General features: G+C 73.2%; 24 protein-coding genes. 18 read left to right on the top strand and 6 right to left on the bottom strand.

The genetic code is table 11. The annotated features are described in order from the left end of the window. Nucleotide 1: 1 nt before the first annotated feature. The 10 genes from OG490_RS08515 (at nt 2) to OG490_RS08470 (ending at nt 9718) form a co-directional block, all read left to right on the top strand. Complete coding sequence (locus OG490_RS08515; protein ID WP_371615195.1) at nt 2-1162, top strand: ParA family protein; 1161 nt, start codon at nt 2-4, stop codon at nt 1160-1162. Then, entirely contained in the window at nt 1147-1638 is a 492-nt protein-coding gene (locus OG490_RS08510; protein WP_330295667.1) for a hypothetical protein, read from the top strand. Before OG490_RS08515 ends, OG490_RS08510 begins: the two co-directional genes overlap by 16 nt. A 271-nt stretch (nt 1639-1909) precedes the next feature. Beyond that, entirely contained in the window at nt 1910-2974 is a 1065-nt protein-coding gene (locus OG490_RS08505) for a segregation and condensation protein A (protein ID WP_330295666.1), read from the top strand. After that, the gene (scpB, locus tag OG490_RS08500; protein ID WP_443065938.1) at nt 2974-3657 is read left to right on the top strand and encodes an SMC-Scp complex subunit ScpB; all 684 of its coding nucleotides are present in this window, start codon (nt 2974-2976) and stop codon (nt 3655-3657) included. Before OG490_RS08505 ends, scpB begins: the two co-directional genes overlap by 1 nt. Then, nucleotides 3657-5234, top strand: coding sequence for a pseudouridine synthase (locus OG490_RS08495; protein WP_330295665.1), 1578 nt, complete (start codon nt 3657-3659; stop codon nt 5232-5234). The genes scpB and OG490_RS08495 overlap by 1 nt, the downstream gene beginning before the upstream one ends. Nucleotides 5235-5398: 164 nt before the next feature. Further along, the gene (gene pnuC, locus OG490_RS08490; RefSeq protein ID WP_330295664.1) at nt 5399-6013 is read left to right on the top strand and encodes a nicotinamide riboside transporter PnuC; all 615 of its coding nucleotides are present in this window, start codon (nt 5399-5401) and stop codon (nt 6011-6013) included. Then, nucleotides 6010-7134, top strand: coding sequence for an AAA family ATPase (locus tag OG490_RS08485; RefSeq protein ID WP_330295663.1), 1125 nt, complete (start codon nt 6010-6012; stop codon nt 7132-7134). The genes pnuC and OG490_RS08485 overlap by 4 nt, the downstream gene beginning before the upstream one ends. Next, nucleotides 7131-7922 (top strand): NUDIX hydrolase, encoded by a 792-nt coding sequence (locus tag OG490_RS08480; protein ID WP_330295662.1) that lies wholly within the window; start codon nt 7131-7133, stop codon nt 7920-7922. The genes OG490_RS08485 and OG490_RS08480 overlap by 4 nt, the downstream gene beginning before the upstream one ends. Beyond that, nucleotides 7919-8938, top strand: a complete 1020-nt coding sequence (locus OG490_RS08475) for an ADP-ribosylglycohydrolase family protein (RefSeq protein WP_330295661.1) — start codon at nt 7919-7921, stop codon at nt 8936-8938. Before OG490_RS08480 ends, OG490_RS08475 begins: the two co-directional genes overlap by 4 nt. Before the next feature lie 3 nt (nt 8939-8941). After that, nucleotides 8942-9718, top strand: a complete 777-nt coding sequence (locus OG490_RS08470) for a nucleotidyltransferase domain-containing protein (RefSeq protein ID WP_330295660.1) — start codon at nt 8942-8944, stop codon at nt 9716-9718. Here the strand turns inward: OG490_RS08470 and OG490_RS08465 are convergent. The 3 genes from OG490_RS08465 to OG490_RS08455 all read right to left on the bottom strand — a co-directional run bounded on the left by OG490_RS08465 (nt 9715) and on the right by OG490_RS08455 (nt 11361). Beyond that, on the bottom strand, nt 9715-10428 hold the full coding sequence (locus tag OG490_RS08465) for a nucleotidyltransferase domain-containing protein (RefSeq protein WP_330295659.1): 714 nt from the start codon (nt 10426-10428) through the stop codon (nt 9715-9717). The two genes, OG490_RS08470 and OG490_RS08465, sit on opposite strands and share 4 nt — an antisense overlap. A 28-nt stretch (nt 10429-10456) precedes the next feature. Beyond that, a complete protein-coding gene (locus OG490_RS08460; protein ID WP_330295658.1) occupies nt 10457-10933 on the bottom strand; it encodes a Rieske (2Fe-2S) protein in 477 nt (158 codons plus the stop codon). Nucleotides 10934-11019: 86 nt separating this feature from the next. After that, on the bottom strand, nt 11020-11361 hold the full coding sequence (locus tag OG490_RS08455) for a DUF952 domain-containing protein (protein WP_330295657.1): 342 nt from the start codon (nt 11359-11361) through the stop codon (nt 11020-11022). Nucleotides 11362-11432: 71 nt separating this feature from the next. On the opposite strand from OG490_RS08455, the gene OG490_RS08450 reads away from it, so the two are divergent. From OG490_RS08450 to der, 5 genes are all read left to right on the top strand, one after another. After that, the gene (locus OG490_RS08450; RefSeq protein ID WP_443065937.1) at nt 11433-11939 is read left to right on the top strand and encodes a YidB family protein; all 507 of its coding nucleotides are present in this window, start codon (nt 11433-11435) and stop codon (nt 11937-11939) included. A gap of 138 nt (nt 11940-12077) precedes the next feature. Beyond that, on the top strand, nt 12078-13166 hold the full coding sequence (locus OG490_RS08445) for a prephenate dehydrogenase (protein WP_330300837.1): 1089 nt from the start codon (nt 12078-12080) through the stop codon (nt 13164-13166). A 104-nt stretch (nt 13167-13270) separates the two neighbouring features. Further along, entirely contained in the window at nt 13271-13978 is a 708-nt protein-coding gene (cmk, locus tag OG490_RS08440; RefSeq protein WP_330295655.1) for a (d)CMP kinase, read from the top strand. A 56-nt stretch (nt 13979-14034) separates the two neighbouring features. After that, entirely contained in the window at nt 14035-14622 is a 588-nt protein-coding gene (locus OG490_RS08435) for a lysophospholipid acyltransferase family protein (RefSeq protein ID WP_330300836.1), read from the top strand. Nucleotides 14623-14697: 75 nt separating this feature from the next. Next, nucleotides 14698-16158: a ribosome biogenesis GTPase Der gene (gene der / locus OG490_RS08430; protein ID WP_330295654.1), complete on the top strand. Its 1461-nt coding sequence runs from the start codon at nt 14698-14700 to the stop codon at nt 16156-16158. Nucleotides 16159-16195: 37 nt separating this feature from the next. On the opposite strand, the gene OG490_RS08425 is transcribed toward der, so the two are convergent. Beyond that, nucleotides 16196-16660 carry a hypothetical protein gene (locus OG490_RS08425; RefSeq protein ID WP_330295653.1) on the bottom strand — a complete coding sequence of 155 codons (465 nt, stop codon included), beginning with the start codon at nt 16658-16660 and terminating at the stop codon, nt 16196-16198. A 206-nt stretch (nt 16661-16866) separates the two neighbouring features. Then, nucleotides 16867-17655 carry a hypothetical protein gene (locus tag OG490_RS08420; protein ID WP_330295652.1) on the bottom strand — a complete coding sequence of 263 codons (789 nt, stop codon included), beginning with the start codon at nt 17653-17655 and terminating at the stop codon, nt 16867-16869. 306 nt (nt 17656-17961) lie between these two features. On the opposite strand from OG490_RS08420, the gene OG490_RS08415 reads away from it, so the two are divergent. Continuing rightward, the gene (locus OG490_RS08415; protein ID WP_330295651.1) at nt 17962-18633 is read left to right on the top strand and encodes a LysM peptidoglycan-binding domain-containing protein; all 672 of its coding nucleotides are present in this window, start codon (nt 17962-17964) and stop codon (nt 18631-18633) included. A 52-nt stretch (nt 18634-18685) separates the two neighbouring features. Here OG490_RS08415 and OG490_RS08410 read toward each other — a convergent pair whose 3' ends face one another. Further along, entirely contained in the window at nt 18686-20398 is a 1713-nt protein-coding gene (locus OG490_RS08410; protein WP_330295650.1) for an MFS transporter, read from the bottom strand. Nucleotides 20399-20676: 278 nt separating this feature from the next. Here OG490_RS08410 and OG490_RS08405 point away from each other — a divergent pair, with 278 nt between their 5' ends. Continuing rightward, complete coding sequence (locus tag OG490_RS08405) at nt 20677-21792, top strand: glycosyltransferase family 39 protein (protein WP_330295649.1); 1116 nt, start codon at nt 20677-20679, stop codon at nt 21790-21792. A 261-nt stretch (nt 21793-22053) separates the two neighbouring features. Then, nucleotides 22054-23154, top strand: a complete 1101-nt coding sequence (locus tag OG490_RS08400) for a phosphatase PAP2 family protein (RefSeq protein ID WP_330295648.1) — start codon at nt 22054-22056, stop codon at nt 23152-23154. Nucleotides 23155-23301 lie beyond the last annotated feature (147 nt).

Here is a 23301-nt window from a genome sequence, read left to right as displayed (position 1 = left end):
TGTGAATGAGTCGACATTTGCTCCTGGGGGTGGTCGAGCAGGTACGCCTGCGCGGGGTCAGGGCCCTGCCGGAATCGAAGCTGTCGGCTCCGTCGCAGTCCGCACCTTCGCAAACCACCAGCGCATGACGACGCCCCAAAAGAGCATGGACGGCCTAGACGTGAACTCCAGGGCCGGCGACCTGAGCGGCGAAAAGCCCGTGGGTTTCGCCGACTACGACAAGGTGCCCGAAGGGCACTTCTACGACCCCGACGCGGAGTACGAGCCGGACCCCGAGTACGCGGCCACTCTCGCCCCCGACGCTGCCCGCCAGCGCCGTGAGCGGATCGGCCCGACCGGACGCCCGCTGCCGTACTTCCCGATCCCGGGTCCGCTGACCGACCACGGTCCGGCGACGATCATCGCGATGTGCAACCAGAAGGGCGGCGTGGGCAAGACCACGTCGACCATCAACCTGGGTGCCGCTCTCGCCGAGTACGGGCGCCGCGTGCTGCTCGTCGACTTCGACCCCCAGGGCGCACTGTCCGTGGGTCTCGGCGTGAACCCGATGGAGCTCGACCTGACGGTCTACAACCTGCTCATGGAGCGGGGCATGTCGGCCGACGAGGTGCTGCTCAAGACGGCGGTTCCGAACATGGACCTGCTGCCGAGCAACATCGACCTGTCCGCTGCGGAAGTGCAGTTGGTCAGTGAGGTCGCGCGCGAATCGACGCTGCAGCGGGCCCTGAAGCCCCTGATGGCCGACTACGACTACATCGTGATCGACTGTCAGCCCTCGCTCGGTCTGCTGACCGTGAACGCCCTGACGGCGGCTCACAAGGTCATCGTGCCGCTGGAGTGCGAGTTCTTCGCACTGCGCGGCGTGGCCCTGCTGACCGAGACCATCGAGAAGGTGCAGGAGCGGCTCAACCCGGACCTGCAGCTCGACGGCATCCTCGCCACGATGTACGACTCCCGTACGGTGCACAGCCGCGAGGTGCTGGCGCGCGTGGTCGAGGCCTTCGACGACCACGTCTACCACACGGTCATCGGCCGCACGGTGCGCTTCCCGGAGACCACGGTCGCCGGTGAGCCGATCACCACGTACGCCTCCAACTCCGTCGGCGCCGCCGCCTATCGCCAGCTGGCCAGGGAGGTGCTCGCCCGGTGTCCCGCCGAGTGAGTCTGCCCGGAGCCGACGAACTGTTCCGTACGACCGGGGGGATGGCGCTCACGTCGTCCTCGCCGGCGTCGCGGGGAGTCGAGCACGCCGCCTCGGCGGCGGAGGGCACGGCGGGGGAGGGCCGCAGCCGGGAGGCGGCGGCCGGTACGGAGCCGGGAGTGGGCGCGCAGCGGCGTCCGCAGGAAGGTTCCGGTGGCGTCGCCGTCCCGGCCCCTTCGCCCGGTCGGGTCAAGGGACAGGGCCGCGGTGCGAACCGGCGGCCCAGCGGGCGCGAGCGGCACGACGAGAAGATCACGGTCTACGTCTCCGCCGAGGAGCTCATGGACCTGGAACACGCGCGGCTGGTGCTGCGCGGGGAACACGGTCTGGCGGTCGACCGCGGCCGCATCGTCCGAGAAGCGGTGGCCGTGGTCCTGGCGGACCTGGAATCCCGCGGCGACGCCAGCATCCTGGTGCGCCGCCTGCGGGGTCGCTGACCCCTTTTTGACGCGCCGCTCGCACGGCTCGGCCCTGGCGGGCCTCACCGCCACGCTGCGGAGCAGCTCGTGTCACAGCGCGCCGCTGCGCCGGACTCCGTCCGTCGAAGTCCGGGCGGGGTCCCGGCCACCGCCGCCGGCGGGTCCGCCCTGGCGGGTCCGCCCTGGCGGGTCCCCGCGCCGGGGCCACGGCCGCGCGTGGGAGCCTTGGGCACGGGCCCCCCGGCCCCGGCCCGACCGGCCGCTCCCTTCCGCACCACCCTGGACCGCGATGCCCTCTCCCGACGAACCCGGCCACCCGTCCCGCCGTCGGCTGGGCCGCGGCCCGGGTGCCCCCGTAGCGGTGGAGGAGGCGCCCGCGGGCTCCGTGGCCGCTCCGGGCGACTCCGTGGGCCCCGTAGAGCCCTCAGGGGCCCCGTACGGGCCCGGCGCGGCCCCGGAGGCCGCCGGTGCGACCGAGGGGGCCGAGGCGGCCGACGGGGCGCCCGCAGGGCCCGAGGGGGACGGTGGGGCGCCGGGGCCCGAGGCCGGGTCCGGTGGCGACGGGCGGTTCACCCTGCGGCTCGCCAACTTCGAGGGGCCCTTCGATCTGCTGCTGCAGCTCATCTCCCGGCACAAGCTCGATGTCACCGAGGTCGCGCTCTCGAAGGTCACCGACGAGTTCATGGCGCACATCCGTGCCATGGGGCCCGACTGGGACCTCGACCAGACCACCGAGTTCCTGGTGGTCGCCGCCACCCTGCTCGACCTGAAGGCCGCCCGGCTGCTGCCCGTCGCCGAGGTCGAGGACGAGGCCGACCTCGCGCTGCTGGAGGCCCGGGACCTGCTCTTCGCGCGACTGCTCCAGTACCGGGCGTACAAGCGGATCGCCGAGATCTTCCAGGAGCGGGCGGAGAGCGAGGGCAAGCGGTACCCGCGGACCGTCGCCCTGGAGGCCCGCCTCGCCGAACTGCTGCCCGAGGTGGTCATCGGCATCGGCGGCGAGGGGCTTGCGCGCCTCGCCGTCAAGGCCATGCAGCCGCGGGCCAGGCCGCAGGTCTACGTGGACCACATCCACGCACCGCTGGTGAGCGTCCGGGAGCAGGCCGGGCTGGTCGTGGCGCTGCTCAAGGCGCGCGGCGAGGCCACCTTCCAGGAACTCACCGAGGACGCGGGCGACACCCTCACCGTGGTCGCGCGCTTCCTGGCCCTCCTGGAGCTCTACCGGGAGAAGGCGGTGGTCCTGGACCAGGAAGAGGCCCTGAACACGCTCACCGTGCGCTGGAGCGGCGGGGACGGGGACGGCATGCCGAAGGTGACGGACGAGTTCGACCGGATCGTGGAGGTCCAGGAGTGATCGCGGGAACGGGCGGTACGGGCGGTACGGGCGGTACGGGCGAGGGCGCGCGCCCGGCGGGCGGCGGCGAGGTGGCCGCGCTGGCCCTGAAGCCGGCGCTGGAGGCCGTCCTCATGGTCGTGGACGAGCCGGCGACCGAGGCGCACCTCGCCAAGGTGCTGGAGCGGACCCCCCGGGAGGTCGCGGGGGCGCTGCGCGAGCTCGTGGACGAGTACGAGATCCAGGGCCGCGGATTCGAGCTCCGGCTGGTCGCCGGGGGCTGGCGGTTCTACAGCCGCGGGACCTACGCGCCGGCGGTCGAAGCCTTCGTACTGGACGGCCAGCAGGCCCGGCTCACCCAGGCGGCCCTGGAGACGATGGCCGTCGTCGCGTACCGCCAGCCGGTCAGCCGCTCGCGGGTCTCGGCGGTCCGCGGAGTCAACTGCGACGGGGTCATGCGCACCCTCCTCCAGCGGGGTCTGGTGGAGGAGGCGGGGACGGAACCCGAAACAGGTGCGATCCTGTACAGGACGACGAACTACTTTCTGGAGCGGATGGGCCTGCGTGGCCTGGACGAGCTCCCGGAGCTCGCGCCCTTCCTCCCCGAGGCGGACGCGATCGAAGCCGAGACGCAAGAGGGTGTTCCGTCGTTCGATCCGGACTCTCCGGATACCGATGAAGACGACAAGACGACGGAACTTTGATGCGAAGCAGCGGCAACGGCAACGGTGGCGGCAACAGGAACAGTGGCGGCGGTGGTGGCGGCGCGCGCGGTGGCTCCCGCGGCGGCAGCTCGGGCGGCAGCAGCGGCGGTGGCTACCGCGGTAGCGGCTCCGGCGGCGGCAGCGGCTCGGGCGGTGGCTCGCGCGGCGGCTCCTCCGGCGGCGGCTACCAGGGTGGCGGCTCGCGCGGCGGCAGCTCCGGCGGCGGTTACCAGGGCGGTGGCTCCCGTGGCGGCTCCTCCGGTGGCAGCTCCTCCGGCGGCTACCGCAGCGGCGGCAGCTCCAGCGGGGGCGGCTACCAGGGTGGCGGCTCGCGCGGCGGCAGCTCCGGCGGCGGCTACCAGGGCGGTGGCTCCCGTGGCGGCTCCTCCGGTGGCAGCTCCTCCGGCGGCTACCGCAGCGGCGGCAGCTCCTCCGGCGGCGGCTACCAGGGTGGCGGCTACCAGGGCGGCGGCTCCGACTCGCGTGACCGCGACCGCGAGCAGGCCCCCCGCATCCGCAACCCCCGCCCCGAGGAGCGTCGCTACGACGTAGGCCCCGAGGGCGAGCGCAACGGCCGCGGCGGAGCCAAGGCGGGCGGCGGCGGTGCCCGCGGCGCGGCCGACGGCAACCGCGGTGGCGGTGCGCGCGGCGCGGCGGCCCGTGGTGGCGCCAAGGGCGGCCCCAAGGTCTCCCGTACCCCCGGCATCGGCGGCGCGGGCGGCCCGCGCATCGGCCCCGGCTCCCGCAGCGGCCAGTCCAAGCCGCGCGAGCTGGAGGCGCGGATCGAGGAGCGCGTGCGCGACCGGTACGCCGACAAGCCCGTGATCAAGACCCCGAAGACCTTCCCGGGCGCCGAGGAGGAGGGGGAGCGCCTGCAGAAGGTGCTCGCCCGTGCCGGCATGGGCTCGCGCCGTGCGTGCGAGGAGCTCATCGAGCAGGCCCGCGTCGAGGTCAACGGCCAGATCGTGCTGGAGCAGGGCAAGCGCGTCCAGCCGTCGGACGAGATCAAGGTGGACGGCCTGACCGTCGCCACCCAGTCGTACCTGTTCTTCGCGCTGAACAAGCCGGCCGGCGTCGTCTCCACCATGGAGGACCCGGACGGCCGCCAGTGCCTCGGCGACTACGTCACCAACCGTGAGACGCGTCTCTTCCACGTCGGCCGGCTCGACACCGAGACCGAGGGCATCATCCTGCTCACCAACCACGGTGAACTGGCCCACCGCCTCACGCACCCGAAGTACGGCGTGAAGAAGACCTACGTCGCCGCGATCACCGGCCCGCTGCCGCGTGAGATCGGCAAGCGCCTCAAGGACGGCATCGAGCTGGAGGACGGGTACGCCCGCGCCGACCACTTCCGCGTCGTCGACCAGCTCGGCAAGAACTACCTGGTCGAGGTGACCCTCCACGAGGGCCGCAAGCACATCGTCCGCCGCATGATGGCGGAGGCCGGCTTCCCGGTCGAGAAGCTCGTCCGGACCGCCTTCGGCCCGATCGAGCTGGGCGACCAGAAGTCCGGCTGGCTGCGCCGCCTGACCAACACCGAGGTCGGCATGCTCATGCGCGAGGTCGGCCTGTAAGGCCCACCCCCCTGGGCCTGTAAGGCCCACCCCCTCGTCACCGGAAAACCCGCGACGCCTTCGGGCGCCGCGGGTTTTCCGCGTCCGCAGGGCCGTTTTTCAGCTTGTGCGGCGCCCCGGCCCTGTTTATAGTCAGTCTGACTATAAAGGGAGTGGGGGCCGTCATGGGGTGGCAAACGAACTGGACCGAGGTCCTCGGATTCGTCACAGGGGCCCTGTGCGTCTGGCTGGTCGCCCGGCAGCACATCGCCAACTGGCCGATCGGCATCGCCAACAACATCTTCTTCATCGTGCTCTTCGTCCAGCCCGAGACCGGCCTCTACGCCGACGCCGGGCTGCAGATCGTCTTCATCGCCCTCGCCGCGTACGGCTGGTGGTCCTGGACCCACGGGGGTGGACCAGGATCGTCCGAAGCCCTGCCGGTGCGCCGCACCACGGCCACCGAATGGGCCTGGCTGGCCGCGGCGGGGGCGGTGGGGGTGCTCGGGCTGACGCTCCTGCTGGGCCGCGCCACCGACTCCACCGTCCCGTTCTGGGACGCGCTCACCACCGGGCTCTCGCTCGCCGCCACCTACGGGCAGTGCCGCAAGCTCCTCGAATCCTGGTGGCTGTGGATCGCCGCCGACCTCGTCTACATCCCGCTGTACGTCTACAAGGGGCTCTACCTCACCTCGCTGCTCTACGTGGTCTTCCTCGCCCTGTGCGTGGCCGGACTGCTCGGCTGGCGCCGGGCGCTCCCCGCACGGGACGCCCGTAAGACCCTGGGGGCGACGGCATGAGGCGCCGCGACGAGCCCGTCCACGGCGAGCCCCGCCACAAGCGCGGCCTGGTGCTCGGCAAGTTCTATCCGCCGCACGCCGGCCACCACCACCTGGTGCGCACGGCCCAGGACCAGTGCGAGCGCCTGACCGTGCTCGTCTGCGCGGCCTCCGTGGAATCGGTGCCGCTCGCCGACCGCGTCGCATGGATGCGCGAGGCCCACCCGGGAGCCGAGGTCGTCGGCGCGGTCGACGACATCCCGGTCGACCTGCACGACCCGGAGGTCTGGGAGGCGCACATGGAGATCTTCCGGCGCGCGGTGGGCCACCGGATCGACGCCGTCTTCACCTCGGAGGAGTACGGGACCGAGCTCGCCCGGCGGTTCGGGGCCGAGGAGGTCTGCGTGGACCGGGACCGGACCCTCTTCCCGGTGTCCGGAACGGCGGTACGGGCGGACCCGGCCGGGAACTGGGAGTTCCTGGGACCCGCCGTACGGGCCGCCCTGACCCGGCGGATCGTCGTACTCGGCGCCGAGTCCACCGGTACGACCACCCTCTCGCGGGCGCTGGCGGAACACTGGCGGCGGCGCGGCGGAGTCTGGGCCAAGACGGGCTGGGTCGAGGAGTACGGCCGGCGCTACAGCGAGGAGCGGCTCGCCGCCGCCCGCGCGGCGGACCCGACGGCGACCTGGGCCGATGTGAGCTTCACCTCGGCGGAGTTCCCCCTGATCGCGCGACGCCAGGACGAGGAGGAGGAACGCGCGGCCCGGCTGGGATCGCCGGTCCTCTTCTGCGACACCGACTCCCTGGCCACCGGCATCTGGCACGAGCGCTACATGGGCGGGCGCAGCGAAGAGGTCCAGCGGATCGCCGCCGGGACCCGCCGGGACCTGTACCTGCTCACCGACCACGCCGACGTGCCCTTCGAGGACGACGGGCTGCGCGACGGACCGCAGCTGCGGCCCTGGATGACCGGACGGTTCCGCGAGGAACTGGAGCGGACCGGCCAGCGCTTCCTGGTGGTGAGCGGGGACCGCGAGACACGGCTGGCGACGGCCGTGGCCGCCGTGGACGAACTGCTCTCCGAGGGCTGGCACTTCGCCGACCCCCTGCCCGAGCGGGTACGGGAGGACAGTCGATGAGCAGGGCCGCCGGCCCCGGCTACGACCCGTACGCCTTCGAGCCGTTCGCGGTGACCGTGGACCTGGCGGTGTTCACCGTGCGCGGCGGACTCCTGCACGTCCTGCTGATCCGCCGCGGCCAGGAACCGTACGCGGGCGCCTGGGCCCTGCCCGGCGGCTTCGTCCTGCCCCGGGAATCCGCCGAGACGGCCGCCCGGCGCGAACTGGCCGAGGAGACCGGCCTGTCGGCGGAACTGGTCGCCGCGCTGCGCCTGGACCAGCTGCGCACCTACAGCGAACCCGACCGCGACCCCCGGATGCGGGTGGTCTCGGTGGCCTACACCGCCCTGGTCCCCGACCTGCCCGAACCGGCGGCCGGCGGAGGCGGGGACGCGGACCGCGCCCGCTGGGTTCCGGTGGGGGAGGCGTCCGGGGCGGGTCCGGGCGCGGGCTCCGCACCGGACCCGGGCGCGGGCTCCGCACTGGCCTTCGACCACGCCGAGATCCTGGCGGACGCCCGTTCCCGGGTGGGCTCGAAGCTGGAGTACAGCTGCCTGGCCACCGCCTTCTGCCCGCCCGAATTCACCCTCGGCGAGCTCCGTGCCGTCTACGAGACCGTCTGGGACACCGCCCTGGACCGGCCCAACTTCCGCCGCAAGGTGCTGGCCACGCCCGGCTTCGTCGAGGCCGTGCCCGGAGCCGCCCGGCTCACCGGGGGACGCGGCAAACCGGCCGCGCTGTACCGGCCCGGACCCGCGACCACCCTGCACCCGCCCCTGCTCCGCCCCACGGAAGGACCCACGCGATGACGAAGACCGCGAAGCGAGCGGCGACGGGCGCCATGATCGGCCTGGCCCTGGGGGACGCGCTCGGCTTCCCCACGGAGTTCAACGACGTACCCGGGATCCTGGCGAAGACCGGACCCTGGCGGCAGATGGCCCTGCCCCGCCCGGCCATCGTCACGGACGACACCCAGATGACCCTGGCCTTCGCCCGGGGCATACGGACCGCGACGGACCGCGGCCGGGTCGGACCGCTGCGCCTCGCCCGCCCGGTCCGGGAGGAGTTCGTGGACTGGTACCACTCCCCGGACAACAACAGGGCCCCGGGCAACACCTGCCTGAAGGCCTGCAGCCTCCTCAACCAGCCCGAGCGGGACTGGCGCGACGCCAGCCAGCTCGGCTCCAAGGGCTGCGGCGCGAACATGCGGGTGGCGCCGGCCGGGCTCGTGCCCGGCTGGACGGAGGAGGAGCGGGCCGGCGCGGCCCAGCTCCAGTCCGGCCTCACCCACGGCCACCCGACGGCGCTGGCCGCCTCCGACCTCACGGCGCGGGCCGTCCACCTGCTGGCGCAGGGCACCGAACCGACCGGCCTGGTCGGCCTGCTGCGCTCCTACGCGCTGGAGAACCGCACCCGCTACCACGAGCGCTGGCTCGGCGACCTCTGGACGCGCACCTCCTCCGACGCCTCGGCGGAGTCCTTCATCGCACGGGGCTGGGACGAGTGCCTGGGCGTCTTGGACCGGCTGGCCGCCGCCCTGCGGAACCCGTCCCCGGAGACGGACCCCTGCCTGACCACCGGCGCGGGCTGGATCGCCGAGGAGGCCCTGGCCACCGCCCTCCAGTGCTTCCTGCTCTTCCCGGAAGAACCCCTCCTGGCCCTGCGCCGCGCGGCCTGCACCTCGGGGGACTCCGACTCCATCGCCTGCCTGGCCGGCGCCTTCGCGGGCGCCCACCTGGGGGCCGACGTCTGGCCCCGCGACTGGGAGGGCCGCATCGAGTACCGGGACGAACTGCTGGCCTTCGGCGCACTCTGGGATGCTTGATCCATGCTGGATGCACTGAGTTTCGACCTGACGTCCGTCGTCGAGGAGCAGCCCGACCCGCTGCTCTTCGCGACGGTCTCGGGCGCCCACCTGTACGGATTCCCCTCCCGGGACTCCGACATCGACCTGCGCGGAGCCCACCTGCTGCCCGCGGCGGACCTGCTCGGCCTGCGCGAGCCCGAGGAGACCCGCAGCCGGATGTGGTTCCGCGACGGCACCGAGATGGACCTGGTCACGCACGACGTGCGCAAGTTCGCCCGGCTGATGCTCAACCGCAACGGGTACGTCCTGGAGCAGCTGCTGTCCCCGCTGGTGGCGCACACCACCCCGGCGCACCAGGAACTGGTCTCGCTGGCCCCCGGGGTCCTGACCTCGCACCACGCCCACCACTACCAGGGCTTCGCGAAGACCCAGTGGCGGCTCTTCGGCAGGACGGCCGAGCTCAAGCCGCTGCTGTACACGTTCCGGGCGCTGCTCACCGGAATCCACCTGATGCGTTCGGCGCAGGTCCAGGCGCACCTGCCGACGCTGCTGGACGAGGTCCCGGAGGCCCCCGGGTACCTGGCGGGGCTCATCGAGGCCAAGGTTGAGGCCGAGCACGGAGCGGCCGTGGGGCTCGAGGCCGGACGGGCGGAAAAGGACTTCGAGGCCCTGCAAGGGGTGCTGGCGCAGGCGCAGGAGCGCTCGGGGCTGCCGGAGTACGCGAGCGGGTTCGACGCGCTCGACGAGTTCGTCGTACGGCACCGGGCGCCGGGCGCGCTCGCAGCGGAGACGGCCTAGCCCTCGCCCAGCGCCGACGCGCGGCGGCTGCGCAGGAGGAAGTCCGCCACGCGGGGGAGGTCCGGGTCCTCGGGGAGCGGGGTCGTGGTGAGGGCGGACTCCGACTCCTCCACGAGGCGGGTCATCCAGGCGTCGACCTCGTCCCAGGTGAACTCGCCGCGCCGGACCGCGAGGAGGCGGTCTCGGTGGGGGCCCGCGTCGATCACCAGACGGCCCGTGCGCAGCAGGTCGCGGCAGGACAGGAGCAGGCGCAGCAGGTGCATGGCGTGCTTCCAGCGCGGGGCGCCCTGGTTGCGCAGGTCCGCGAGGAGTTTGCCGCGCTGGGTGGCCGCGTACCGGCTGAAGGTGGTGTGGGCCCGACGGGAGAGGAACGCCTCGCGCAGGGCGAGGAGTTCCTCTCCGATCGGGGTGAGCTCTTCGACGAGGGGGGAGTGGAGGCACTCCAGGATGTTCGGGTTGGCGCGCAGGGCGAGCTCGCAGAAGCGTTCCAGCTCCCAGGAGAACTCCTCGTCCCGCGGCCCCTCCACGTGCGTCGGCGGCTTCTCGAAGCGCCAGAAGAGCGGGGTCGGCGCGAGGTAGACGCCGCGCCGGTCGGTGTCGCTCGCCGCCGTCGCCAGGCCGAACGCCCTCGAACCCATCACGCAGGCGTAGACCGTGTGGTCCCTGACCAGGGTGAGTTCGAGCGGTTCGGGCGTCGGCTTGTCGTTCATCCATGGAGCCTAAAGCGGCAGGTCACCGCTAGGCGAGCGAGATTTCGCCCGCCGGGGAGACCACGATCTTCTGCTCCGCCAGCGGCCGGGTGGCCGGGCCGTGCGCCACGGCCCCGTCCGCGACCTGGAACTTGCTGCCGTGGCACGGGCAGTCGATGGTGCCGGCCTCCACCTTGTTCACGAGGCAGCCCTGGTGCGTGCACACCGCCGTGAAACAGCGGAAGGAACCGGCCGTCGGCTGGGTGACGACCAGCTTCTGGTCCTTGAGGACCGTGCCGCCGCCGACCGGTACGTCGGCGGCCTTGACCAGGGTCTTGCCCCCGCCGGCCGGAGCCGAGGCGGGCGCCGAGGCCTGCGGGGACTGCGCGACGGGCGAGCTGCCGCCCTCGGCCTCCGGCTTCTTCGTGTCGTCGCCGCCTGCGCACGCGGTGAGCACGCCGCCCGCCAGGACGGTCGCGCCGGCCGCCAGGACGGTGCGCCGGGCGGTGGAGTTGGGGTCGCTCATGGGTTCTCCTCGGGTGATCCACGGATGGCGAGAGGCATCCTGGCGTGTGAACGGGATTCGGGAAACCCCGCCGCGCTCCCGCCGGGTCAGTTCTCCGGCCGCCAGGGGGCGAGCTCGGCCGGGGAACCGGGTGTGCGTACGACCTCCCACACGTAGATCACGGCGTCCCGGTTCAGCGGACCGTGGACGTGCGGGTAGCGGGCCCCCGATTCACCCTCCCGGCGGACCTCCGAGGCCAGGGCGGACTCGTCGAGTTCCAGGGCCAGCAGGGTGCCCGGTACGTCCGCGTAGTGCGAGGAAGCGATCGCGAGCGCCGTCTGCGGGTCGGCCGAACAGTGCACGAACCCCTCGGAGCCGAGCGAGGCGGGGGCGTACGGGAGCGCGGGCTCGGCGGTCCAGTCGGCGAGCGGTACGAGGTGGAAGATCATGCCGATCGTTCTACCGCAGCGGCCGACCCCTTCCGTACGCCGTTCTGCTCCAAGTGGCGGACCCGCCCGGTCTGGGTGACATTGTCCGTATCTCGAAGCCGGGTACGCCCTCTTCCGCGTGCCCCGGTCCCTCTTCGAAAGGCAGCACCATGGCGGGTAATGACCTCGGTTCCCTTCTCGGCGGCCTCCTCGGTGGCGGCGGCAGCGGCGGCGGTGGCAACATCCTCGGCGCACTGCTCGGCGCGCTCATGGGCGGCGGTGGCGGAGCCCAGGCGGCCGGCGGAGGCGCGAACAACCCGCTCGGCGGCCTGATGGACATGCTGACCAAGTCGGGCCTGGTGGACCAGGCCCAGTCCTGGGTCGGCACGGGAGAGAACCAGCCGGTCAGCGGTGCGCAGATCGCCGAGGCGCTGCCGGGCGACACCCTGCAGAAGGTCGCCGAGCAGGCCGGCGTCAGCCAGGAGGACGCGGCCGCCCAGATCGCGCAGGCGCTGCCGGTGGCCGTCGACAAGCTGAGCCCGGAGGGCTCGCTGCCGACCGGCTCGCTGGCGGACATCATCAAGCAGCAGAACCTGTAAGGCAGTCGGCTGCGGCGAGGGCCCGGCACTCCGTCCCACCGGACGGACGGCCGGGCCCTTCCGCGTCCCGGCTGGCTACCCTGAGGAAGGCACCGCCGCCACCGTCCTGATCTTGGTCCTACCCTCTCTGGAGTGCCTGTGAGAACCGCCGTCGTCATCGGAACCGGACTGATCGGCACCTCCGCGGCCCTTGCCCTGTCGGCCCGCGGGATCGCCGTCCACCTGGTCGACCGCGACGCCGCGAACGTCCGGACGGCCGCCTCGCTCGGCGCCGGTTCGGAGGAGCCCTGCGAGGGCCGGGCCGACCTCGCGATCATCGCCGTACCGCCGGCCCACGTGGCCGCGGCCCTCGCCGACGCGATCGGCCGGGACCTGGCCCGCGCCTACGTGGACGTGGCCAGCGTCAAGGGCGGCCCCCGCCGGGAGCTGGACGCCCTGGGCGTGGACACGAAGACGTACATCGGTACGCACCCGATGGCGGGCAAGGAGCAGTCCGGGCCGCTCGCGGCGACGGCCGACCTCTTCGAAGGCCGCCCGTGGGTGCTGACCCCGGCCCGGGAGACCGACCACGAGGTGCTGAACCTGGCGCTGGAGCTGGTGGCGCTGTGCCGGGCCGTCCCGGTGGTCATGGACGCCGACGCGCACGACCGCGCCGTCGCACTGGTCTCGCACACCCCGCAGCTGGTCTCCAGCATGGTCGCGGCCCGGCTGGAGGAGGCCGACGAGACGGCCGTGCGCCTGTGCGGACAGGGCATACGGGACGTGACGCGGATCGCGGCCTCAGACCCGCGGATGTGGGTGGAGATCCTCTCGGCGAACCCGGGACCGGTGGCGGACGTCCTGGCCGGCATCGCCGCCGACCTGGAGGAGACCGTGGAAGCCCTACGGGGCCTGCAGTCGGCCGACGAGGACAAGCGGCGCGGCGGGGCGGCCGGCATCGAGGACGTGCTGCGGCGCGGCAACGCCGGGCGGGTCCGCGTGCCCGGCAAGCACGGTGCGGCTCCCGCGGCCTACGAGACGGTGGCCGTGTTCATCTCCGACCAGCCGGGCGAGCTGGCACGGATCTTCGCCGATGCCGGGCGGGCCGGGGTCAACATCGAGGACGTGCGGATCGAGCACGCGACGGGCCAGCAGGCGGGCCTGGTGCAGCTGATGGTGGAACCCAGGGCGGCCGCGGGCCTGGCAGCGGACCTGCGCGACCGCGGCTGGGCGCTGCGCCAGCAGTAGACAGATCCTGGTCCGGTGGGCGGCGGCGAAAAGCCCGGTAACCTGGAGGAGGGGCGCTATTGGCGCGCCCGGACACGTAGCGCAACCAGGAAGGTGCCCGCACCGTGGAAACCGTAGCTCCGTCCGCCGTGATCGTCGCCATCGACGGTCCCTCCGGCACGGGCAAGTCCAGCACTTCCAAGGCCGTGGCCGCCAAGCTCGGGCTGCGCTACCTGGACACCGGTGCCCAGTACCGGGCCATCACCTGGTGGATGATCACCAACGGTGTCGACACCGCCGACGCGCAGGCCGTCGCCATCGCGGCGGCCAAGCCCGTCATCGTGTCCGGCACGGACCCGTCCGCGCCCACCATCACGGTGGACGGCCTGGACGCCTCCGGCCCGATCCGCACCCAGGAGGTCACCTCGAAGGTCAGCGCCGTGAGCGCCGTCCCCGAGGTGCGCACCCTGATCACGGAACTCCAGCGGTCCATCGCCGCCCGGGCGGCCGAAGAGGCCGAGGGGATCGTCGTGGAAGGCCGGGACATCGGCACCACCGTGCTGCCCGCCGCCGACCTGAAGATCTTCCTCACCGCCTCGGCCGAGGCCCGCGCGGCCCGCCGCAGCGGGGAGCTGCGCGGCAAGGAGGCCTCGGACCTCGCGGCCACCAAGCAGGCGCTGCTCCAGCGCGACGCCGCGGACTCGGGCCGCAAGACCTCCCCGCTGGCCATGGCCGGCGACGCCGTCGAGGTGGACACCACCGAGCTCACGCTCGACCAGGTCATCGAGTGTGTGGTGACCTTGGTGGAGGAGAAGATGGCGGGGCGCAAGTGAGCGATACGCCCTCCCTCAAGGGTGCGGCGGTCGGCCGGCGGATCGGCATCGGTCTCATGTACGGCCTGTGGAAGCCGCGCGTGCTGGGTGCCTGGAAGGTCCCCGCATCCGGCCCCGTGATCCTGGCCGTGAACCACTCCCACAACATCGACGGGCCCATGGTCATGGGCACGGCCCCCCGGCCGCTGCACTTCCTGATCAAGAAGGAGGCGTACGTCGGCCCGCTCGGCCCCTTCCTCGAAGGGATCGGGCAGGTGAAGGTGGACCGCTCCGGCGCCGACCGGGGCGCGATCAGCCGCGCGCTGGGCGTACTGGAGAACGGCGGGGCCCTGGGGATCTTCCCCGAGGGCACCCGGGGCGAGGGAGACTTCGCCTCGCTGCGCGCGGGCCTCGCGTACTTCGCGGTCCGCGGCGGGGCACCCATCGTGCCGGTCGCCGTACTGGGCAGCACCGAGCGCCGCGGCCGCGTCGTCAAGGCGCTGCCGGCATTCAAGAGCAGGGTCGACATCGTCTTCGGCGATGCCTTCGACGCCGGGGACGGCAGTGGCCGCCGTACCCGTACCGCGCTGGACCAGGCCACCGTACGCATCCAGGACCGGCTGACCGCCCACCTGGCCGATGCCAAGCGCCTCACCGGGCGCTGAGCGAGACTTGACCTAGTAGTGGAACCGCGCTGCGCGGGCCCCACCGATCACCACGAACGACGAGGAACGGACTTCATGAACGACCAGCAAGACCACGGAGCACTTGGCGACGCCGAGTACGCGGAGTTCATGGAGCTCGCCGCGGAAGAGGGCTTCGACATCGAGGACGTCGAAGGCGCCCTTCAGGAAGCCGGCCACGGCCCGCTGCCCGTCCTCGCCGTCGTGGGCCGCCCGAACGTCGGCAAGTCGACCCTGGTGAACCGGATCATCGGCCGCCGCGAGGCGGTCGTCGAGGACAAGCCCGGCGTCACCCGCGACCGAGTCACCTACGAGGCCGAGTGGGCCGGCCGCCGCTTCAAGGTCGTCGACACCGGCGGCTGGGAGCAGGACGTCCTCGGCATCGACGCCTCCGTCGCCGCCCAGGCCGAGTACGCCATCGAGGCCGCCGACGCGGTCGTCTTCGTCGTGGACGCCAAGGTCGGCGCCACCGACACCGACGAGGCCGTCGTCCGGCTGCTGCGCAAGGCGGGCAAGCCCGTCGTCCTGTGCGCCAACAAGGTCGACGGTCAGAGCGGCGAGTCCGACGCGGCGTCCCTGTGGTCGCTCGGCCTCGGCTTCCCGCACCCCGTCTCCTCCCTGCACGGCCGCGGCACCGGCGACATGCTGGACGCCGTCCTGGAGGCCCTCCCGGAGGCGCCCGAGCAGAGCTTCGGCACCGCCGTCGGCGGCCCGCGCCGGATCGCCCTCATCGGCCGTCCGAACGTCGGCAAGTCCTCCCTCCTGAACAAGGTGGCCAAGGAGGACCGGGTCGTCGTCAACGAGATGGCCGGCACCACCCGCGACCCGGTCGACGAGCTGATCCAGCTCGGCGGGGTCACCTGGAAGTTCATCGACACCGCGGGCATCCGCAAGAAGGTCCACCTCCAGCAGGGCGCCGACTACTACGCCTCGCTGCGTACGGCCGCCGCCGTGGAGAAGGCGGAGGTCGCGGTCATCCTGATCGACACGACCGAGCAGATCTCCGTCCAGGACCAGCGCATCATCACCATGGCCGTCGAGGCCGGGCGCGCGATCGTGATCGCGTACAACAAGTGGGACAACCTCGACGAGGAGCGCCGCTACTACCTCGAGCGCGAGATCGAGACCGAGATGCAGCAGGTCGCCTGGGCGCCCCGGGTGAACGTCTCGGCGCTCACCGGCCGCCACATGGAGAAGCTGGTCCCGGCCATCGAGACCGCGCTCGCCGGCTGGGAGACCCGTATCCCCACCGGCCGTCTGAACGCCTTCCTCGGCGAGGTCGTCGCCGGCCACCCGCACCCGATCCGCGGTGGCAAGCAGCCGCGCATCCTGTTCGGCACCCAGGCGGGCAGCAAGCCGCCGCGGTTCGTCCTCTTCGCCTCGGGCTTCCTGGAGCACGGCTACCGCCGCTTCATCGAGCGCCGCCTGCGCGAGGAGTTCGGCTTCGAGGGAACCCCGATCCACATCTCGGTCCGGGTGCGCGAGAAGCGCGGCGCCCAGCACAAGCGCAAGATGTAGTGACGCGGCAGGGCCGCCGGGGCCGGGCGCTGTTCGCCTAGTAGCCCCGGCGAGGAGCGGGCGGCAGGGCCGCCGGGATGTGCTGCATCCCGGTCTGGTGCTGCCGCCCGCCCGCGTATCCGGAGCCCGAGCCGGCGTACGAGTACTGGGGCTGGGGCTGCTGCGGGGCGTGGGCGGGCTGCCAGGCGTCCGCCTGCTGCCATGAGGAACCGTTCCAGCCGCTGCCCTGGGCGGCGGCGTGGGAACCGCCGTACGCGCTGCCGTGGGAGCCGCCGTAGCCGCTCCCGTACGTGCCCGCGTACGTGCCTGCGCCGGGGTACGGGCCCGCGTGGCCGCCCGTGTACGAGCCGCCGTAGGAGAACGCCGTGAAGCCGAGGTCCTCCTCGCCCGTGCGGTCGCCCGGCAGGGCCCGGAAGGCGCGCAGGTACTCCGAGTACAGCAGGTCGTAGATCGGGGTGTGCGAGGCGGCCGGAGCGCTCTCCAGCTCCCGTGCGGGGCGCATCGGGGGGACGCTGCTCGGATAGGACGGGGCGCGGGAGACATCGTAGGAATGCACGTATCTGCCAACGAAACCGACGGCCCACGGATGCGGGGTCACGGGGCGGAAAACGCAGATCGCCGGGGGTGCGCGGGACGGACCGCGCACCCCCGGCGCATGCCGCCCGGCCCCCTGGGGGGCGGACGGCGGTTCGGGGGAGACCCTGCGGATCAGGCGCCCGGGGTGCCCGCCAGCGGCATCGAGGCGGCCACCAGCTTGCCGTTCGCGGCGGCCTTGTCCAGGGCGGCGCGGAGCAGGTCCTCGCGGGGCTGCTGGCCGATGGAGTCGACCGGGGCGGCGTAGACCAGGACGCGCTGGGTCTTGTTGACCGCGGCCCGCCAGCCGTCGGTGACCGACAGCGGCTTGTGCGCCTGCCACCAGGCGATCTGGCCGGGCTGGAGCACGGAGTGCAGCTGGCCGGCGGCGAGCAGGATCGACCAGCCGCTCAGCGCGGACGGGACCTCGTCGGTGTCGGTGACCGGGACGAAGCCCTGCTCGATGAGGAGCGGGAGGAAGTCGTCGCCGGGACCGGTGGTGCCGGGGCGGGCGATGGGGGCGGTGGGCTCCACGACCAGGGCGGGGTGCAGTTCCCCGTTGATCAGGATCAGTCCGCTGGTGATGCCGAGGACGGCCTGGCCGCCGGGTACGGACTGCGGTACGTCGCCGGCGGGGGAGGAGGGGCTGTCGCCGGTGATGGAGCGGACGGCGCCCTGGAGGTGGGCCTCGGGGACCGAGACCACCTGCGAGGGGATGCAGCCCGCGTGGGCGAAGGCGAGGACGGCGGTCTCGTCGCCGACGAACAGCACGGTGCTGGTCTGCTCGCGCTCGGAGTCGCCGGGGGTGCGGCAGGACGTGCAGTCGTAACTGCCCGGGGACCCGTCACCGGCGAGCAGCCGCTCGGCCTCCTCGTCGCCGATCTCGGCACGTACCTCATCACTGACTTCGAGCATGCGCGGCACGGGGTGGCTCCTCGGACTAGGCGTGCGGGGCCGGTGGGTTCCGGCTCGCCGGGCTCAACGGGGGAGTGGCGGCCGGGGTCACGCCGTTTGAGGGAACGGAATCGAACCGGACCCCCGAAGGAGTGAACGGTCTGACCGGGGCGTTGTTTTCGTGCCAACTGTTTTCCTGTTGTGCGCAGTTGGTGGCCGGTGCGGACCGTTTCGGCGATGGGTCGACCGGGCCCGGGCGGGGCCGAGCGGGTGGCGGCGGCCGGGGCGCGGTGTGGCGGGCCCGGGCCCCGGTACGGGGCTGCGTAGCGTGACGCGATGCGCAACTTGGGGTTCCCGGCCGCCGCCCGCGCCGCCGCGCTGGTGCTCGTGCTCGTTCCGGCGTTCTTCCCGCTGCCGCAGGCGGCCGCCGCGGCCGCGCCGCCGCCGCCCGCACCGGGTGCGCACGGCCGGTCGGTGGACTGCGGACCCGGCGGGAAGTGGCCGTGGGACTGCGTGGCCGACTGCGAGAGCGGGGGCCGGTGGGCGGTGAACACGGGGAACGGCTTCTACGGGGGACTGCAGTTCTGGCAGCCGACCTGGGAGGAGAACGGAGGGCTGCTGTTCGCCCCGAGGGCCGACCTGGCGACGCGGGAGCAGCAGATCCGCGTCGCGGAGGACCTGCTGGGGACCCAGGGCTGGGAGGCGTGGCCGGTGTGCGCCACGCGGTACGGGCTGGCGGGGCGGATGCACGTGGTGCGGAGCGGGGACACGCTGGCGGGGATCGCACGGCGGCACCGGGTGAAGGGCGGCTGGCAGGCGCTGTACGCGGCGAACCGGGCGGTGATCGGCCCGCGCCCGGAGGCCCTGCGGATCGGCATCCTCCTGACCCTTCCGCCGGCGACCCCGGCACCGGCCGCCCCGGCGGTGCCTTCGCAGGCTCCGGTCCAGGCTCCGGTTCAGGCCCCGGCTCCGGCCCGGACCCCCGTCCCGGCCGCGCCGAAGGCCTGACCCCGGCGGCCCGGTCCCGGCGGCTCAGGTCCGACGGCTCGGACCCGGCGGCTCAGGCCGGGCGGCCGACCGCCGGGTCGACGGTGCCCGAGGGCTGCGCCGGGATGCGGGCCCCGGAGGCCGGGGCCGGGACCTCGGGTCCCGGCTGCGCGGGGACCCGTACCGGGCCCCGGTCCTGCTCGGAGGCCTCGGGATCCGCGCACTCCATGGTGCGCGGGAGCTTCAGCGCCATCAGGGCTCCCGCGAGCAGCAGGGCGGCGCTGACCACCAGCGTCACGTGCAGTCCGTGGACGAACGAATGCCGGGCGGCCGCGTAGAGGGAGTCCCCCGCCGCTCCGCCGATCTGCCCCGCGATCTGGTAGGCCTCGCCCAGCGAGTGCGCCGCGTCGGCGGACTGCGCCGCGGAGACCCCCGGCACTCCGGTCAGCCCGGGTGCGTAGGCCGCGTTCATCACGCTGCCGAGCAGCGCGATGCCCATGCCCGCGCCCAGCTGGTACGAGGTCTCGCCGATCGAGGCCGCGCCGCCCGCGGTGGCCGCCGGGGCCTCGCTGAGCATCGACTCGTAGGCGGCGAAGAGGGTGGTCTGCAGGCCGAAGCCGAGCAGGATGAAGCCCACGGTGAGCAGCACCGGCCGGTCGTGCTGGCCCATGAGGGTCAGCAGCAGCACCGCGAAGGCGGTCAGGACGAAGCCCAGCGAGACCATCCGGCGCGGCCCGGTGCGGGCCAGCGTGTACGAGCCGGTCGCGCCCGCCGCCATCGCGGCGAAGGTGAGCGGCAGCAGGCGCAGCCCGGTCTCCAGCGGGCTCAGGTGCAGCACCAGCTGGAGGTACTGGACGGCGATCAGCTCGAGCCCGACCAGGGCGAGCATGGCCAGCACGATGCAGCCGACCGAGGTGGTGAAGGCGGGCCGGGAAAACATCCGCATGTCGATCAGCGGGTGCGCGCGCCGCTTCTGCCGGCGCACGAACAGCACCAGCAGGGCCGCGCCGAGCAGCAGTGGAACCAGGGCTTCGAGGTCGGCGACCTGCCGCTCCGCGCCGAACCGCTTGACCCCGAGGACCGCGCCGAGGACACCGCCGGCGGCCATCAGCGCGCCGAGCACGTCCCAGGGACCGTCGCAGGTGCCCTTCGACTCGGGCAGCAGCCACCGGCCCAGGGGCAGGAGCAGGATCATCAGCGGGATGTTGATGAGGAAGACCGAACCCCACCAGAAGTGCTGGACGAGGAAGCCGCCGAGGACCGGTCCGCTGGCCGCGCCGATGGCGGCGACGGCGGTCCATATGCCGATGGCCAGGGCCCGCTCGCGGCGGTCGGGGAAGACCTGGCGCAGGATCGACAGGGTGGCCGGCATGATCATCGCGCCGCCGACGCCGAGCAGGGCGCGGGCGCCGATGAGCACCTGGGCGTTGTCGGCGAGGGCGGCGACGGCCGAGGCCACGCCGAAGAGCCCGTAGCCGAGGAGGAGGACGCGGCGGCGGCCGATGCGGTCGCCGAGGGTGCCGAAGAGGATCAGCAGGGAGGCGCACACCAGCGGGTAGGCGTCGACGATCCACAGGAGCTCGATCGAGCCGGGCCGCAGGTCTTCGGTGACGGAGGGGACGGCCACGTGCAGGATCGTCGCGTCGAGCGCGACGAGGACCAGGCTGACGCACAGGACCGCGAGCACCGCCCAGCGGTTGGGCCCGCCGGAGGCCGCGCCGAGTCGCCGCAGTTGCTGCCGGAGGGAAGGGTTCCTGTCGCCGGTGGTCACGTTCGTCCCCGACATGCATGTACCTCCCAGGTGATCCCTCGCACTCGGCGGACCAGCGTCTTCTCAGAGCCACAGGGGGTGAAGGTGGCGTCCTACGGGGTCCGGCGTCGACACGCGAGTGAAGAGTCAGCGTACGCGAGTTCGGCTCTGGCACACGTGGTCAAGCTCTCATCCCGCCTCGGGCCGCCGTGTGGTGTGTGCCACTCGCGGCGCGCCGCCGCCCCCCTTCGCCCCGCGCCGCGCCCCGCGCCCGCGTGCACGCACGCCCGGGCCCGCTCGCGCCATCGATAATCATGCCCGTGAAGGATCTTGGATTTCGCCGGGCCGCGCCCGCCCTCGCCGTCTTTGCGGCGGTCCGGCTGCTGGGGCTGACGGTGCTCGCGGTGTGGGGGGCGGTGGCCGGCAGCAGTGCGCACACGCTGCTCTCGGCGCGCTGGGACTCCCTCTGGTACGCCCGGATCGCCGCCGAGGGGTACGGGTACGAGGTGGCCCTGCCCAACGGGGACGTCCACTCCAACCTGGCCTTCTTCCCCTTGCTGCCCTGGCTGGAGCGGCTGGTCTCGGCCGTCACCGGCCTCGGCTACGGGTCCGCGGGCCTGGTGGTCTCGGCGGTCGCCGGGCTCGCTGCCGCCTGGGGGATCTTCGCGGTGGCCGACCTGCTCCACGGCCGCCGGGCCGGGGTGCTCGCCGTCGGGCTCTGGGCCGCGCTGCCCGTGGGGATCGTGCAGTCGATGGCGTACAGCGAGTCGCTGTTCACCGCGCTGGCCGCCTGGAGCCTCTACGGGGCCCTGCGCGGCCGCTGGCTCACCGCCGGCCTGCTCGCGGCCGGGGCGGGGCTGACCCGGCCGGTCGGGGCCGCGGTGGTCGCGGCGGTCTGGGTGGCCGCGGCGCTGGCCCGGCGCCGCGGGGAGGGCTCCGGCCGTGCGGTGGCGGGGGCCCTGCTGGCTCCGCTGGGCGCGGCGGCGTACGTCCTGTGGGTCGGCGCGCGGACCGGCGGCGGCCTGACCGGATACCTGGACGTGCAGGGCGGCTGGGGCAACGGCTTCGACGGCGGCTGGGCCTTCGCCCGCTTCATCGGCGCCCGCCTGGCCTCCTCCGCCTTCCCCGCCGGGATCGGCCTGATCGCCGGGGTGGCGCTCGTGCTGTGGCTGTACGGGCTCTGCGTACGGCAGCGGCAGCCGCTCCCGCTGCTCGTGTACGGCGGGATCGTGGTCGCGCTGGCGCTGTGCGCCTCCGGCTACTTCGGCTCCAAGCCCCGGTTGCTGCTGCCCGCCTTCCCGCTGGTGTTCCCGCCGGCGGTGGCGCTGGCCGGGTGGCGGCCGGGCCGGGCGGCCGCGGTGCTGGGCGCGCTGGCGGTCGTTTCGGCCGGGTACGGGGCCTTCTGGCTGAACGGCTCGGGCCCTCCCTAGGCCGTCCGCAGACCCGCGGTACAGGCCCGACATCACGGAATGGAGCATTCCGTTCCATCTTTGAGCAAAGCGATTGAGCCTTGTCGATAAAGTCCGCCTAAGTGTGCGAGGAAATGGCCGGACCAAGGGACCGGCGGCGCTCCAACCAAAGGCCTATTGGCGGGAATTAAGTCCCGCGTGAGACCAACTCCACATCACATGGTCATCACAAAGCCCGCGATTCGACCGGGCCGCCCATCGACGCGCGGTAACGTCGATTGAGTGCGTACCGACCAAATCCTGCCCAGACTGGAGCGGGTGTTCGCCCGGCTGGACCGGGAACCAGAGCGACCGGCTCATCTGCAAACCCCGCAGATGAGCCGGCACCGCGTCGTGCTCCTCGGAGCGACACTCGCCTTCTACCTCGCGATCGTCGTGGCCGTCCTGACCACCTCCTGGCTCGTCCGCCTGGACTGGCAGGTCATGTTCTTCCGGCCCTACGAGCAGTGGCCGCAGCTCCACGCCTTCCTCGACTACCTCGTCGTCCTGGGCCAGCGCGGACCCACCGCCGTGATGGTCGCCGCCTGGCTCGGCTGGCGCTCCTGGCGGCAGCACACCCTGCGCCCGCTGATCACCCTCGGCGTGGCGCTGCTGCTCCTCAACATCACCGTCGGCGCCGTCAAGCTCGGCCTCGGCAGGCTCGGTCCGCACTACGCCACCCAGATCGGCTCCGCCGAGCTCTTCGCCGGCGGGGATATATTTCCTTCCGGCCACACCGCCAATGCCGTGGTGACCTGGGGAATCCTGGCCTACCTGGCCTCCACGGTGGTCACCCGCCGGGTGCTCTCCGTGGTGTCCGCGGTCGTCTCGCTGAGCGTCGGCGCCACCACCGTGTACCTGGGCACCCACTGGGTCAGCGACGTCCTGCTCGGCTGGTCCGCCGGTCTGCTCGTGCTGCTGGCGCTGCCGTGGTTCGAGCCCCTCATCGCCCACGCGGAGGCCTACGTGTTCGCCGTGCGCGCGCGGCTGCGCTCCCTCGTGGAAGCCGGCCGGGTGCCCGAGCCCCTCACGGGGGTGCTCGTCCCGCTGCTCTCCGCGGGCGGCAAGTGGCAACTCCAGCGCCCCGCCCGGCCCTCCGTCGCGGTGCCTTCGGAGCCCGCCGCGCCGCCGGCCGCGGTTCCGGTCGCGGCCCTGGCCGCGACCGCCCTGCCGGCCACGGCCGGGCACTACCCGGCCGCCCGGCCCGCCGGCCACCTCGCGGCCCGTCCGCACCTGGTCCGCTCCGAGCGGCCCCCGGCCATCCCGGTCGGCAGCCGCCGTCCGGCCCACGCCGACCGCACCCCGGCGCGCGGCACGGTGACCCGCCCGGCCGCCGGAGGCTGAACCGCGGACGGTACGCACACCCTTCCGCAGTGACGGCGGGCCCCGGTCGAGGACCGGGGCCCGCCGTCGTCGTAGGTCCGGCCCGGCCGTCAGCCGTGCGCCCGGACGTTCCTCCGTACCGGGTCACGCTTGTGTCACGGAATGTCG

The organism is Streptomyces sp. NBC_00503 (genome assembly GCF_036346895.1).
Lineage (GTDB): Bacteria > Actinomycetota > Actinomycetes > Streptomycetales > Streptomycetaceae > Streptomyces.
The sequence above is the reverse complement of the archived record's forward strand: the minus strand, read 5'-3'. Positions and strand labels throughout refer to the sequence as shown.

What these genes read in the sequence shown, in the direction of transcription:
- OG490_RS08435 (WP_330300836.1), top strand. Translation starts at nt 14,035, where the DNA reads ATGTACGGCCTGTGGAAGCCGCGCGTGCTGGGTGCCTGGAAGGTCCCC.
- OG490_RS08455 (WP_330295657.1), bottom strand. Translation starts at nt 11,361, where the DNA reads ATGATCTTCCACCTCGTACCGCTCGCCGACTGGACCGCCGAGCCCGCG.
- pnuC (WP_330295664.1), top strand. Translation starts at nt 5,399, where the DNA reads ATGGGGTGGCAAACGAACTGGACCGAGGTCCTCGGATTCGTCACAGGG.
- OG490_RS08485 (WP_330295663.1), top strand. Translation starts at nt 6,010, where the DNA reads ATGAGGCGCCGCGACGAGCCCGTCCACGGCGAGCCCCGCCACAAGCGC.
- OG490_RS08480 (WP_330295662.1), top strand. Translation starts at nt 7,131, where the DNA reads ATGAGCAGGGCCGCCGGCCCCGGCTACGACCCGTACGCCTTCGAGCCG.
- OG490_RS08470 (WP_330295660.1), top strand. Translation starts at nt 8,942, where the DNA reads ATGCTGGATGCACTGAGTTTCGACCTGACGTCCGTCGTCGAGGAGCAG.
- OG490_RS08410 (WP_330295650.1), bottom strand. Translation starts at nt 20,398, where the DNA reads ATGTCGGGGACGAACGTGACCACCGGCGACAGGAACCCTTCCCTCCGG.
- OG490_RS08495 (WP_330295665.1), top strand. Translation starts at nt 3,657, where the DNA reads ATGCGAAGCAGCGGCAACGGCAACGGTGGCGGCAACAGGAACAGTGGC.
- der (WP_330295654.1), top strand. Translation starts at nt 14,698, where the DNA reads ATGAACGACCAGCAAGACCACGGAGCACTTGGCGACGCCGAGTACGCG.
- OG490_RS08465 (WP_330295659.1), bottom strand. Translation starts at nt 10,428, where the DNA reads ATGAACGACAAGCCGACGCCCGAACCGCTCGAACTCACCCTGGTCAGG.
- OG490_RS08405 (WP_330295649.1), top strand. Translation starts at nt 20,677, where the DNA reads ATGCCCGTGAAGGATCTTGGATTTCGCCGGGCCGCGCCCGCCCTCGCC.
- OG490_RS08475 (WP_330295661.1), top strand. Translation starts at nt 7,919, where the DNA reads ATGACGAAGACCGCGAAGCGAGCGGCGACGGGCGCCATGATCGGCCTG.
- OG490_RS08505 (WP_330295666.1), top strand. Translation starts at nt 1,910, where the DNA reads ATGCCCTCTCCCGACGAACCCGGCCACCCGTCCCGCCGTCGGCTGGGC.
- OG490_RS08460 (WP_330295658.1), bottom strand. Translation starts at nt 10,933, where the DNA reads ATGAGCGACCCCAACTCCACCGCCCGGCGCACCGTCCTGGCGGCCGGC.
- OG490_RS08415 (WP_330295651.1), top strand. Translation starts at nt 17,962, where the DNA reads ATGCGCAACTTGGGGTTCCCGGCCGCCGCCCGCGCCGCCGCGCTGGTG.
- OG490_RS08425 (WP_330295653.1), bottom strand. Translation starts at nt 16,660, where the DNA reads ATGCGCCCCGCACGGGAGCTGGAGAGCGCTCCGGCCGCCTCGCACACC.